This window comes from Streptomyces hirsutus, assembly GCF_001418415.1.
Taxonomy (GTDB): Bacteria; Actinomycetota; Actinomycetes; order Streptomycetales; family Streptomycetaceae; genus Streptomyces; species Streptomyces hirsutus.
On record NZ_LIQT01000010.1, the window covers coordinates 1 to 13,410 of the forward strand.

At 70.9% G+C, this 13,410-nt stretch carries 9 protein-coding genes; all 9 read right to left on the bottom strand.

From position 1 onward, the window contains the following. Nucleotides 1–57 precede the first annotated feature (57 nt). The gene (locus AOK11_RS00910; protein WP_055591677.1) at nucleotides 58–3,771 is read right to left on the bottom strand and encodes a ThuA domain-containing protein; all 3,714 of its coding nucleotides are present in this window, start codon (nucleotides 3,769–3,771) and stop codon (nucleotides 58–60) included. 265 nt (nucleotides 3,772–4,036) lie between these two features. Then, entirely contained in the window at nucleotides 4,037–5,035 is a 999-nt protein-coding gene (locus AOK11_RS00915) for a sugar phosphate isomerase/epimerase family protein (RefSeq protein ID WP_055591678.1), read from the bottom strand. A gap of 16 nt (nucleotides 5,036–5,051) precedes the next feature. Next, on the bottom strand, nucleotides 5,052–6,269 hold the full coding sequence (locus AOK11_RS00920; RefSeq protein WP_206188749.1) for a Gfo/Idh/MocA family protein: 1,218 nt from the start codon (nucleotides 6,267–6,269) through the stop codon (nucleotides 5,052–5,054). 79 nt (nucleotides 6,270–6,348) lie between these two features. Beyond that, nucleotides 6,349–7,398, bottom strand: coding sequence for a substrate-binding domain-containing protein (locus AOK11_RS00925; protein ID WP_055591679.1), 1,050 nt, complete (start codon nucleotides 7,396–7,398; stop codon nucleotides 6,349–6,351). A gap of 17 nt (nucleotides 7,399–7,415) precedes the next feature. Next, the gene (locus AOK11_RS00930; protein ID WP_055591680.1) at nucleotides 7,416–8,435 is read right to left on the bottom strand and encodes an ABC transporter permease; all 1,020 of its coding nucleotides are present in this window, start codon (nucleotides 8,433–8,435) and stop codon (nucleotides 7,416–7,418) included. Further along, on the bottom strand, nucleotides 8,432–9,949 hold the full coding sequence (locus tag AOK11_RS00935) for a sugar ABC transporter ATP-binding protein (RefSeq protein ID WP_055591681.1): 1,518 nt from the start codon (nucleotides 9,947–9,949) through the stop codon (nucleotides 8,432–8,434). Before AOK11_RS00935 ends, AOK11_RS00930 begins: the two co-directional genes overlap by 4 nt. A gap of 289 nt (nucleotides 9,950–10,238) precedes the next feature. After that, the gene (locus AOK11_RS00940; protein WP_055591682.1) at nucleotides 10,239–11,420 is read right to left on the bottom strand and encodes an ROK family protein; all 1,182 of its coding nucleotides are present in this window, start codon (nucleotides 11,418–11,420) and stop codon (nucleotides 10,239–10,241) included. Between the two features lie 193 nt (nucleotides 11,421–11,613). Further along, complete coding sequence (locus tag AOK11_RS00945; protein WP_055591683.1) at nucleotides 11,614–12,291, bottom strand: GntR family transcriptional regulator; 678 nt, start codon at nucleotides 12,289–12,291, stop codon at nucleotides 11,614–11,616. Between the two features lie 161 nt (nucleotides 12,292–12,452). Then, the gene (locus tag AOK11_RS00950) at nucleotides 12,453–13,400 is read right to left on the bottom strand and encodes a beta-ketoacyl-ACP synthase III (RefSeq protein ID WP_055591684.1); all 948 of its coding nucleotides are present in this window, start codon (nucleotides 13,398–13,400) and stop codon (nucleotides 12,453–12,455) included. Nucleotides 13,401–13,410: the final 10 nt, after the last annotated feature.

Genomic DNA, 13,410 nt, shown 5'->3' on the forward strand with positions numbered 1-13,410 from the left:
CGGAACGGCGGCGGGCGGAGGTCCGGCGTCCTCCGCCCGCCGCCGTTCCGGTCGCCCTTAGGAGGGCAGTTCCTTCAGCTGGATGTTGCGGAAGGAGACCTGGTCGTCGGCCCCGTGGTTCTGGAGGCCGATGTGGCCGTCGGTCAGGCTCCGCTCGGGGTCCTTGTTGGTGAAGTCGTTGATCTTGACTCCGTTGAGGAACACCTGGAGGCGTTCGCCCTGGACCTTGATCTCGTAGGAGTTCCACTGGCCGGGCGGACGCAGGACCTGGTCACGGGCCTTGATGTTCGCCGACTTGAACGAGTAGACGGAGCCCGTGGTGCGGTCGGGCGCGTCCGTGGCGTCGATCTGGATCTCGTAGCCCTTGTTCACCGCGGACCAGGGGTCGTCGGAGGCCGGGAAGCCCACGAAGATCCCGGAGTTGTCGTCGCCCCGCATCTTCCAGTCGAGCTTGAGGGAGTACGACTTCAGCTCCTTGGCCTGGTACCAGAGCAGCCCCATGCCGCCCTCGGACTCCAGGGTGCCGTCCTTGACGTTGAACGTGCCGGGGCCGGCCTGCTTCCAGCCGTCCAGGGTCTGGCCGTTGAAGATCTTCCGGTAGTCCTTGCCGGGCTTGCAGTCCGCCTTGACCTGGCCGGTGGCGTACTGCAGACCGCCGAGCAGATGGGCGCGGAAGGCCTCCTCGGCGTAGGACTCCTTGGTGTGGCCGCCGCCGGTGTAGAAGGAGCGGCCGCCGCCGTAGCTCTGGCACCAGGCGATCGGGTGGTCGCCCTTCATGGTGCCGCCCTGGTAGGTCGTCTCGTCGAGGGTGGCGAGGACCTTGGCCTGCTCACGCGGGTTGGTGCGGTAGTTGTACCACTCGTCGGTGCGCTCCCAGGCGTCGTCCAGGTGCGCGGTGGACGGGTGGTCGTGGTCCTCGACGCGCACGGTGGCCTTCTGGATGGCCGGGTGCGAGTCGAAGTGGGCGCCGACGAGGCCGCCGTAGAACTCCCAGTCGTACTCGGTGTCGGCGGCGGCGTGGATGCCCAGGTAGCCGCCGCCGTTGCCGACGTAGTTCTCGAACGCCTTCTGCTGGGTGGCGTTGAGCACGTCACCGGTGGTGGACAGGAAGGCCACCGCGTCGTACTTGGCGAGGTTGGCCGTGGTGAACTGTCCGGCCTCCTCGGTCGCGTCGACCGTGATGCCGGCCGGGGCGCCGAGCTCCTTCAGGGCGGCGACGCCGGCCGGGATGGAGTCGTGCCGGAAGCCGGCGGTCTTGGAGAAGACCAGGACCTTCTTGCCGTTCTTGAACGGCTGGGTGGAGAACTCTAAGTCGTCCACGTCGTACAGCGCGCCGTCGCCGCCCCTGAAGACCAGGTAGATCTCCGTGGTGCTCTTCGGCAGCGACCGCAGCGGCACGTCGACGTTCTGGAACGTCTCCCAGCCGCCGGTCGGCGGGATGTACGCCGAGCCGTGCAGCTTGCCGTCGGGCGAGCCGGTGCGCAGTTCGACGAAGCCGCCGGCGCCGCCGGAGGAAGCCCGCACGGTCAGCTTCTTCTGCCCGTCGAACCGGTAGGGGCTGAAGGAGATCCAGTCGCCGTCGTTGATGTCGCCGACGGTCTTGCCGCCGTTGGCGCCGGTCTTGTCGTAGGTCTTCACGCCCGACTGGGTGGTGAAGTGCTCGGCCTGGCGGTGCAGCGGCTGGAGCACGGTGCGGGCGGTACCGGTCAGGGCCTCCTGGCCGTTGGCCCCGCCGTCGGTGTAACCGGCGCCGACGACACCGTAGATGTTGGCGTTGGGGTCGTGACCTCCGTCTCCGGCGGGCGGCTTGAGGGTGCCCTCACAGCCCGTCTCGCTGGTCAGCTCGTGGGCGTGGGAGTCGTGGCCGAGGCTGTAGACGACCTTGACCTTGGAGCAGTCGACCTTCTCCTCGGGGTCGGTCACGGTCACCTTGAACGGGACGGGCTCGCCGAAGGCGGCCAGGCTGCCGTTGCCCGGGACCTCGATCTTCACCTTGGGTTCGGTGTTGCCGACCACGATCCGGACGCTGGCGTTGCCGGTGTTGCCCTCGGGGTCCTTCGCGGTGAAGGTCGCGGTGTAGGTGCCGATCTTCTTGTACTTGTGGGTGGGCTTGAGGCCCTCGCCCTTGGTGCCGTCGCCGAAGTCCCAGCTGTAGGTGAGGTCCGAGGAGTCGGCGTCCTTGGCGGAGGCGGTGAAGGCGACCTTGAGACCGGCCGCGCCGGACGTCTTGTCGGCGCTCACCTCGGCGATCGGGGAGAAGCCGTCCTGGGCGTTCTCGATCCGGTACAGCGCGGAGTTGTCGTCGCCCTGGAACCAGGAGAGGCCGTAGTCCAGGACGTAGAGCGCGCCGTCGGGGCCGAACTCCATGTCCATGATCTGGGTGCCGGTCCACGGGAAGTCGTTGATCTTCGCGACGGAGCCGTCTTCGGTCTGCTCGATCCGCTTGATCCAGCGGCGGCCGAACTCGCCCGCGAAGAAGTCGCCGTCGTACGCCTCGGGGAACTTCACACTGGAGTCGAGCTCGGGGTCGTAGCGGTAGACCGGGCCGGCCATCGGGGACTCGGAGCCGCTGCCGAACTCGGGTACGGAGCCGCCGTCGTACGGGATCCAGGCGGGCTGGGCGGGCGGCAGGTCGGTGAGACCGGTGTTGTGCGGCGAGGTGTTCCTGGGGGCGGCGCAGTCGAACTTCTCACCGGAGGCCTTGGTGGCGAAGTCGTAGTCGACGTAGGCGTCGTTGTCGCCGGTGCAGAACGGCCAGCCGAAGTTGGCCGCCTCGGTGACCTTGGCGAACTCGACCTGTCCCGCCGGACCCCGCTTCGGGTCGGCGGCGCCGGCGTCGGGGCCGTAGTCGCCGACGTAGACGATGCCGGTCTTGTCGTCGACGCTGATCCGGAACGGGTTGCGGAAGCCCATCGCGTAGATCTCGGGACGGGTCTTCTCGGTGCCGGGGGCGAAGAGGTTGCCCTCCGGGACGGTGTACGAGCCGTCCTCGGCGACCTTGATGCGGAGGATCTTGCCGCGCAGGTCGTTGGTGTTGCCGGAGCTGCGGCGGGCGTCGAAGGCCGGGTTGCGGCCCGGCCGCTCGTCGATCGGCGTGAAGCCGTCGGAGGCGAAGGGGTTGGTGTCGTCGCCGGTGGACAGGTAGAGGTTGCCCTCGGCGTCGAAGTCGATGTCGCCGCCGACGTGGCAGCAGGTGCCGCGGGAGGCCGCGACGTCCAGGACCTTCTTCTCGCTGGCCGTGTCCAGCGTGCCGTTGGGGTTGAGGACGAAGCGGGAGAGGCGGTTGACGCCGTCGAACTTCTCGAAGTCCTCGGCGGTGCCGGTCTCCGGGGCGTCGCCCGCGGGGGTGTCGAGCGGCGGGGCGTAGTAGAGGTAGACCGCCCGGTTGTTCTTGAAGTCCGGGTCGATGCCGACGCCCTGCAGGCCCTCCTCGTCATGGCTGTAGACGGGGATCTTGCCGGCGACCTTGGTGACGCCCGCCTGGTCGGTGAGGCGCAGTGTGCCGTCGCGCGAGGTGTGCAGGACGCTGCGGTCCGGGAGCACGGTGAGCGACATCGGCTCGCCCGTCTCGGGCTCGCCCTTGGCGAGCGGTACCTGCTGGAACTGCCCTTCGGCGGCTGCTGGTTCATCGTGTTCCGGGTGCCCGGGGTGGGCGCCGGCGACGGTCGCCGGGGTCCCCGCGGCCAGCATCAGGCCGGTGAGCAGGGCGAGGGCGGTGCGAAGTCTGGGACGCCTCGTGGTGTGGGTGGATGTGGGTCTGCTTCTGTGCACGAAGTCCCTCCGGGAACGGGGTGGGGCCGTACGGAACGGGTGCGAAGACGTGCGGTGCGGGCGCCGGGGTGCACCGTCATCCCGGCGGTGTGGGTGTCCTGAACACTTCAGGGACGGTAACCGCGTTCATCCTGAACGAACACCCCTTGGGCCGGGGCTGGTTGAACTTTTCCCCAACACAGGACAAAGCGTGATTCGGGCAGGTCGGACCGGGGACCGGCGGACGTTCCGGCCCCCGTCCCCGACCTGCCGTCGGGCGTGCGGTTCAGCTGTTGAACGCCGCGTCGAAGGAGGCCGACGGCGGGTCGAAGTCGTACGCCTTCAGCCGGGTCAGCGCCTCCGGGGCGCCCTGGAGCCGGTCCATGCCGGCGTCCTCCCATTCGACGGAGACGGGGCCCCGGTAGTCGATGGAGCGCAGCATGCGGAAGACGTCCTCCCAGGGGACGTCCCCGTGGCCGGCGGAGACGAAGTCCCAGCCGCGCCGGGGGTCGCCCCAGGGCAGGTGGGAGCCGAGGCGGCCGTTGCGGCCGTCGAGGCGCTTGCGGGCCTCCTTGCAGTCGACGTGGTAGATCCGGTCGCGGAAGTCCCACAGGAAGCCGACCGGGTCGAGGTCCTGCCAGACGAAGTGGGAGGGGTCGAAGTTGAGCCCGAAGGCCGGCCGGCGGCCGACCGCGTCCAACGCGCGGACGGTGGTCCAGTAGTCGTAGGCGATCTCGCTGGGGTGGACCTCGTGTGCGAACCGCACGCCCTCGGCGTCGAAGACGTCCAGGATCGGGTTCCAGCGCGTCGCGAAGTCCTCGTAGCCGCGGTCGATCATCGACTCGGGCGCGGGCGGGAACATGGCGACCAGGTGCCAGATCGCCGAGCCGGTGAATCCGATGACGGTGTCGACGCCGAGGAGGGCCGCGGCGCGCGCGGTGTCCTTGATCTCGGCGGCGGCCCGCTGCCGTACGCCCTCGGCCTCGCCGTCGCCCCAGATCCTGGCGGGCAGGATGGCCTGGTGGCGTTCGTCGATGATGGCGTCGCACACCGCCTGGCCGACCAGGTGGTTGGAGATCGCCCAGACCTTGAGGCCGTACTTGTCGAGGAGCTGACGCCGGGAGTCCACGTAGGACGGGTCGGCGAGTGCCTTGTCGACCTCGAAGTGGTCTCCCCAGCAGGCGAGTTCGAGGCCGTCGTAGCCGAAGTCGCGGGCGAGCCGGCAGACCTCCTCCAGGGGGAGGTCCGCCCACTGGCCGGTGAACAGCGTGAAGTCGCGGGGCATACGGGTCTGCCTTTCCTCAGGCTGCGATCGGCGTGTAGACGGAGTTCTTCTGGGCGCTCTCCTCCACCGCCGCCAGGACGCGCTGCACCTGCAGCCCGTCGGCGAAGGAGGGTTCGGGCGTGCGGCCCTCGGCGACCGCGTGGACCAGGTCTCGGGCCTGGTGCACGAAGGTGTGCTCGTAGCCGAGGCCGTGGCCGGGCGGCCACCAGGCGTCCAGGTAGGGGTGGTCGGGTTCGGTGACCAGGATGCGGCGGAAGCCCGCGTGCGCCCCGGGCTCGGTGCCGTCGTGGTAGGAGAGTTCGTTGAGCCGTTCCAGGTCGAAGGCCAGCGACCCGCGTTCGCCGTTGAGTTCGATGCGCAGCGCGTTCTTGCGGCCGGTGGCGTACCGGGTGGCCTCGAAGGAGGCGAGGGCGCCGGAGGCGAAGCGGCCGGTGAACAGGGCGGCGTCGTCCACGGTGACCTCGCCGGTGCCGGCGGCGTCGACCGCGGCCAGTCCACTGGTGGGCGCGGCGGGCAGCGGCCGCTGCCGGACGAACGTCTCGGTGAGCGCGGAGACGCCCGCCAGCCGCTCACCCGCCAGGTGCTGGGCGAGGTCGACGATGTGCGCGCCGAGATCGCCGAGCGAGCCGGAGCCGGCCTGTTCCCGGCGCAGCCGCCAGGTCAGCGGGAACGCGGGGTCCACCAGCCAGTCCTGGAGGTACGTCACCCGGACGTGCCGGAGGGTGCCGATGCGGCCCTCGGTCACCATCCGCCGGGCCAGCGCGGTCGCGGGGACCCGGCGGTAGTTGAAGCCGACCATCGCCAACCGGCCTTGCCGCCCTGCCTGTTCGGCGGCATCGGCCATCGTCTCGGCCTCGGCCACGGTGTTGGCGAGGGGTTTCTCGCACAGCACGTGCTTGCCCGCGGCGAGCGCGGCCACCGCGATCTCGGCATGGCTGTCGCCGGGGGTGCAGATGTCGACGAGGTCGACGTCGTCCCGTTCGACCAGGGCGCGCCAGTCGGTCTCGGTGTCCGCCCAGCCGTGGCGGTCGGCCGCCGCGCGCACCGCGGTGGCGTCCCGGCCGCAGACGACGGCCAGTTCGGGGCTCATCGGCAGGTCGAACACGCGGCCCGCGGTGCGCCAGCCCTGGGAGTGGGCGGCGCCCATGAAGGCGTAGCCGACCATGCCGACGCGCAGGGGCGGTTTCCCCGTCTCCGTGCCGTCCGCCCCGTCTGACTGCTGCGGCTGTGCCATACGGATGTCCTCCTCGTCGTCGTGGCGGGCGGGGGTGGCCCCGCCCGGTGGGCTGGTCAGGCCCGTGGGGCGGGGCTCCTCACTTGAAGCCGGTGGACATGTACTGGTCGACGTTCTCCTTGTCGACGACGGCCGAGTAGCAGGTCAGCGAGGTGGGGATCTCGAACTCGGCGAGGCCGCCGACGCCCTTGCCCTGGCCGAGGGCGCGGGCGAGGTCGATCGCGGAGGCGGCCATCGACGGCGGGTAGAGCACGGTCGCCTTGAGGACGCCGTTGTCCGCCTTGATGGCCTGGAAGGCGGAGAGCGCGCCCGCGCCGCCGACCATGAGGAAGTCGTCTCGCCCGGCCTGTTCGATGGCGCGCAGCGCGCCCACGCCCTGGTCGTCGTCGTGGTTCCACAGGGCGTCGAACTTCGACTGGGCCTGCAGGAGTTGGGCCATCTTGGCCTGGCCGGACTCGACGGTGAAGTCGGCGGCCTGGCGGGCCACCTTCTTGATGTTGGGGTAGTTCTTCAGCGCGTCGTCGAAGCCCTGGGTGCGCTGCTTGGTGAGCTCCAGGTTGTCCAGACCGGCCAGTTCGATGACCCGGGCGTTCGGGGTGTCCTTGAGCTTCTCACCGATGTAGTGCCCGGCGTTCAGCCCCATGCCGTAGTTGTCGCCGCCGATCCAGCAGCGGTACGCCTGCGGGGAGTTGAAGACGCGGTCGAGGTTGACGACGGGGATGCCGGCGCGCATCGCCTTCAACCCGACCTGGGTGAGCGCCTTGCCGTCCGCGGGGAGCACGACCAGGACGTCGACCTTCTTGTTGATGAGGGTCTCGATCTGGCCGATCTGCTGGGCGGTGTCGTTGGAGCCCTCGGTGGTCTCCATGGTGACGTCCGAGTACGTCTCGGCGCGCTTCTTGGCGTTGTCGTTGATGGCGTTGAGCCAGCCGTGGTCGGCCTGCGGTCCCGCGAAGCCGATGGTGACCGGCTTGCCGGGCTTGTCGTCGGCGGCCGGACGGTCACTGGCGGTCGGCTCGGCGTCGCTCGGCTCGTTGCTGGTACAGCCGGTGACGAGGACTCCGGCGGACACGGCGGCGGCTCCGAAGAGCAGCCCTCTGCGGCTCGTGAGAGGTGTCGGCTCTGGCATGGCGGTGAACCCTTTCGTCAGGTCGTGCTCGCGGTACGGCGCTGGACCAGCACGGCGGCGACGATGATCGCGCCCTTGGCGATCTGCTGGACGTCGCTCTGCAGGTTGTTCAGGGCGAAGATGTTCGTGATCGTGGTGAAGATCAGGACGCCCAGCACGGAGCCGACGATGGTGCCGCGGCCTCCGGTGAGCAGGGTGCCGCCGATGATCGCGGCGGCGATGGCGTCGAGCTCGTAGAGGTTGCCGTTGGTGTTCTGGCCGGAGCCGGCCAGGATGATCAGCAGGAAGGCGGCGATGCCGCAGCACAGCCCCGACAGCAGGTACAGGTACAGGCGTTGGCGGCGGACGTCGATGCCGGCGAGCCGGGCCGCCTCCGCGTTGCCGCCCACGGCGACGGTGCGGCGCCCGAAGGTGGTCCGGTTGAGGACCAGCCAGCCGATGACGGTGACCGCCGCGAACACCAGGACCAGCGGCGGGATGCCGAGGACGTAGGCGTCGCGTTCGCCGAGGTCGAGAACGCTGTCGATGGTGACGACCTGGGTCCGCCCGTCGGTGATCTGCAGGGCGAGACCGCGGGCCGAGGCGAGCATGGCGAGCGTCGCGATGAACGGGACCATCCCGCCGTAAGCGATCAGCACCCCGTTGACCAGACCGCAGCCGACGCCGACGAGGACGGCGGTGAACAGGATGCCGGCGAACCCGAACTCCTGGGTGGCGACCGTGGTCGCCCACACCGAGGCCAGGGCGACGATCGCGCCGACCGACAGGTCGATGCCGCCGGAGGTGATGACGAAGGTCATGCCGACGGTGACGACGCCGATGACGGAGGCCTGGGTGAGGACGAGCTGGAGGTTGCGGGTGTCCAGGAACTCGTCCGGCTTGGTGATGCCGCCGATGAGGACGAGTGCGGCGAGGACGCCGAGCAGCGACAGGGTGCGGACGTCGGCGCGGAACAGCACGGTGCGCCAGGCGGGCGCGGGGCCGGCTGCCGGCACCTTGTCGGTGCTGTCCCGCGGCGGGGAGACGGGCTGCGTCATGACGCCGGACTTCCTTCCATGACGAGGTCGAGTACACGGTGTTCGTCGAGTTCCGGGGCGGGCGCCGTGTGGACGACGTCGCCCTCCCGGAGCACCAGGACGCGGTCGGCGAGGCCGAGCACTTCGGGCACCTCGCTGGAGACCAGCAGGACGGCGAGGCCTTCGTCGGCCAGCCTCCGTATGACTGCGTACAGTTCGGCGCGGGCGCCGACGTCGACGCCGCGGGTGGGTTCGTCCAGCAGCAGCACCCGGCAGCCGCGCAGCAGCCAGCGGGCGAGCACGGCTTTCTGCTGATTGCCGCCGGACAGGGTGCGCACGGGCACGTTCGGGTTGTCCGGCCTCAGCGACAGTTCGCGGGTGGCCGCGCGGGCCGCGCCCAGTTCGGCGCCGCGGTCGATCCAGCCGGCGCGCGAGAAGCGGGACATGGCGGAGAGCGACACGTTGCGGGTGACGGACTCCAGCATGAGCAGGGCCTGCGCCTTGCGTTCCTCGGGGGCGAGTCCGATCCCGGCGCGGACGGCGGCGCGCACGCTGCCCGGCCGCAGGGGGCGCCCGTCGACCAGGACCCGGCCGGAGTCCGGTTTGCGGGCGCCATAGACCGTCTCCAGGATCTCGGAGCGCCCGGAGCCGACGAGCCCCGCGAGCCCGACGATCTCCCCCGGGCGCAGTTCGAGGTCGAGGGGGGCGAACTCGCCCTTGCGGGAGAGGTTTTCGACGGTCAGCACCGGCTCTCCGGTGGGCGGGGAGGCCGGTCGCGGGGGGAAGACGTACTCGACGTCGCGGCCCGTCATCAGGGCGACCACCTCGCGGGTGGGGGTGGACCTGGCGGGCAGCCCGCCCGCGACGGCGCGGCCGTCCTTGAGTACGGTCACCCGGTCGCCGATGCGCCGGATCTCCTCGAGGCGGTGCGAGATGTAGACGACGGCGACCCCGTCGGCGGTGAGGCCGTCGACGATGCGGAAGAGGTTGTCGACCTCGTCCGGGTCGAGCGCGGCCGACGGCTCGTCCATCACGATGAGGCGTACGTCGTGCGAGAGCGCCCGTGCCATCGAGACGATCTGCTGTTGGGCGGCGGACAACTCCCCGACCGTACGGCCCGGTTCGATCTCCGGGTGCCCGAGCCGGGTCAGCAGCTCGGCCGTCGACTCCCTGGCCGTCCTGGGGCGGACGACGAACCCGGCGGTGGTCGGTTCGTGGCCGAGGTGGACGTTCTCGGCGACCGTCATGTGTTCCACCAGGTCGAGTTCCTGGTAGATGGTGGCGATCCCGAGGCGCATGGCGGCGATCGGCGAGCGCAGGGTGACGGCTTCGCCGCGCCAGCGGATGGTGCCCGTGTCGGGCTGGTGGGCGCCGGCCAGCACCTTGATCAGGGTGGACTTGCCGGCGCCGTTCTGGCCGAGCAGGCAGTGCACCTCGCCGGCCTGGACGTCGAGGTCGACGCCGTCCAGGGCCCGGACGCCGGGGAAGGACTTGGTGATGCCGGACATGCTGAGCAGCGGTGGTTCGGGTGCCATGCGGATTCCCCTCGGCGGGCGTGCGGGCCGGTGTCAGGGCGGTCCCCTTGCGGGGAAGGTGTTTTCGGGCAGGCCGGGGTGCCGGGACGGTGCGGCGCTGTGTGGGAGGGACGGTGCGGGGACACGGGTGGTTCGGGTGGTGCCGGGCCGTACGTGCGGCGGGGTGGCGGTGCGTGGTGCCGGTGCGCTGTTCCGTCGGTGGAAACGGTGGACGCTCTGCACGGTGGAGGGCAGAGCTGTTCTGTGCGGTGGAGCCGGACGTGCTGCGTGCGGTGGAGCGGTGGGCTGCTTACGCGGGTGAGAACAGGTGGTCGCTGATGAGCCGGGCCGCGCCGATGACTCCGGCGGTGGGTCCCAACTCCCCCAGGACGATGGGCAGGTTGCCGGTCGCCAGAGGCAGCGACTGACGGTAGACCTGAGTGCGGATGGCGGCGAGCAGGGTGTGGCCGAGACCGGTCACCCCGCCGCCGATCACCACCAGGCCGGGGTTGAAGAAGCTGACCAGGCCGGCGATGACCTGGCCGGTGCGGCTGCCGCCCTCGCGGATCAGGTCGATCGCGGTGGCGTCCCCCGCGGCGGCCGCGGCGGCGACGTCGACGGCACTCAGCGTGCCGTTCGTCTCCAGACGGCTCGCCAGTTCGGCGGAGAGCTGCTGCTGGGCGGCCTCCAGGGCGTCCCGGGCCAGGGCCGCGCCGCTGAAGTGGGCCTCCAGGCAGCCCCGGTTGCCGCAGGCGCACGGGCGGCCGTCGGGTACGGCCTGGATGTGGCCGATGTCGCCGGCGCTGCCCGTCGTACCGCGGTAGACCTCACCGCCGACGACGATGCCGCAGCCGATGCCGGTGCCGATCTTGACGCAGAGGAAATCGGGGACGGTGCGGGCGACGCCCGCGTGCTGCTCCCCCATCGCCATCAGGTTCACGTCGTTGTCGACCATGACCGGGCAGCCGAGGTCCTGGCTGAGCGCCTCCCGCACGGGGAAGCCGTCCCAGCCGGGCATGATCGGCGGTGCCACCGGTATGCCCTCGGGGAACCGGACCGGGCCCGGGACGCCGATGCCGGCGCCGTCGAACCCCTCCGCGAGTCCCGAAGCCTTCAACTTCGCTGCCATGGACAGCACTTGCTCGAAGACCGCGACCGGTCCGTCACGTACGTCCATGGGCTGGTTGATGTGCCCGAGGATCTCCAGTTCGGCGTTGGTGACGGCGACGTCGACCGAGGTCGCGCCGATGTCGACGCCGAGGAGCCGCAGGTGCGGGTTGAGGCGGATGTTGTGGGAGCGCCGGCCGCCGCGCGAGGCGGCGAGTCCGTCGGCCACGACGAGTTCCGTCTCCAGCAGCCGGTCCACCTCCACGGCCAGTTTCGACCGGGAGAGGTCGACCTGGTCACCCAGCTGGGCACGGGAGTTGGGTCCGCCGTCGCGCAACAGCCTGAGCAGTCGGGCCTGATGGGCGTTCGCGGGCCGTGCCGTCATGCGTCTCACGAACCCCTCCCCGCCTAGATCGGCCTCTGCGCGCCGGTTTCCGGCCACGTGTGTGGCGTGCTTTCGAAGGGAACGTAGCAGCGGCTGCCGGAGGTGGGAAGAAGTCGCGCAGGAATTGCCCCCTACTTTTTCCACTCACAGGACAAAGGGGTCGGCGCGGAGCCGCTTCCCCGGGTACCCGGCGTCAGGACTTCGCCTGTTCGAGGTACGAGCGCCGGGTGTGCTCGGTGTGTTCGCGCATGAGCCGCTCGGCCAGCCGCTCGTCGCGGTTCACGATCGCGGTGATGAGGTCGCGGTGCTCGGCCCAGGACTTCCCGCCGCGCTGCCGGGCGACGGGGGTGTGGTACCAGCGCACACGGCGGCCGACCTGGGCGGCGAGTTCGGCGAGGACGGCGTTGCCGGCCAGTTCCATGATCTTGGCGTGGAAGCGGGCGTTGAGGGCGACGGCCTCGTCCACGTCGTCGGAGGCGACGGCCCGCAGACCCAGTGCCACGATCTCGTCCAGGGCCTCGATGCCCGCGCTGTCGGCGTTGAGCGCGGCGAGCCGGGCGGCCTCGGCCTCCAGCAGCGTGCGGACGGTGAGGAGCTGGTCGGCCTCCGCCTCCGTCGGCTCGTGCACGAACGCGCCCTGGGCGGGGCGCAGATCGACCCACCCCTCGGTGTTCAGCCGCTGGAGCGCCTCGCGCACGGGCTGCCGGGAGACGCCGAGGTGGCCGGCGAGTTCGCTCTCGACCAGATGCTGGCCGGGACTGAGGGCGCGGGTGGTGATGAGTTCGAGCAGTGCCTCGTAGACGCGGTCGCGCAGCGGGCCCGGGCGTTCGAGCTTGGGCACCGCCCCCTGGGGCAGTCCGGTCGACAGCATCGCGGTCCCCCTCCTCGGCAGCCCTCGTCCGGCCGCGCGGCCGGACGTACGGCACCGCCTGTAGTGATTGTCTTTCGTCTACAGTCTACGGCGCACAGATGCCAGGGAGAGGGAGAGTCGACCGCGTCACACCCGTACGAGGGACTTCGCACGGGGGGCTGTCAGGGGCAGCGGACGACCTGCCCCGCGTACGAGAGGTTTCCGCCGAAGCCGAACAGCAGGACCGGGTCGCCGGACGACACCTCGCCCCGCTCGACGAGCTTGGCGAAGGCGAGCGGGATGCTCGCGGCCGAGGTGTTGCCCGACTCGGTGACGTCCCGGGCGACGACCGCGTTGACCGCGCCGATCTTGAGCGCGAGGGGTTCGATGATCCGCAGGTTGGCCTGGTGCAGCACGACCGCGGCGAGGTCCTCCGGCGCGTACCCCGCCTTCTCGCAGGCCTGGCGGGCGAGGGACGGCAGCCGCGTGGTCGCCCAGCGGTAGACGCTCTGGCCCTCCTGCGCGAACCGCGGCGGCGTCCCCTCGATCCGCACCGCGTGGCCCATCTCCGGCACCGAGCCCCACAGCACGGGCCCGATCCCGGGCTCCTCGGGGGTCTCGGTCGCCTCGACGACCGCGGCGCCCGCCCCGTCCCCGACGAGTACGCAGGTGGTGCGGTCGGTCCAGTCGGCCACCTCGGACATCTTGTCGGCGCCGATCACCAGCGCGCGGCGCGCGGATCCGGCCCGTACCGCGTGGTCGGCGGTGGCGAGCGCGTGGGTGAATCCGGCGCACACCACGTTGACGTCCAGCGCGGCGGGGCCGGGGATGCCGAGGCGTGCGGCGACCCGGGCCGCCATGTTGGGCGAGCGGTCGATCGCGGTGGAGGTGGCGACCAGCACCAGGTCGATGTCGCCGGGGGTGCGGCCGGCCGACGCCAGCGCCTTGGCCGCGGCGTGCGCGGCCAGCTCGTCGACGGGCTCCTCCGGGCCCGCGATGTGGCGGGTGCGGATGCCGACCCGGCTCATGATCCACTCGTCGCTGGTGTCGACCAGGCCCGCCAGGTCCTCGTTGGTGAGCACCCGGGCGGGCTGGTAGTGGCCGACGGCGGCGATGCGCGAGCCGATCATGGGTGAATCC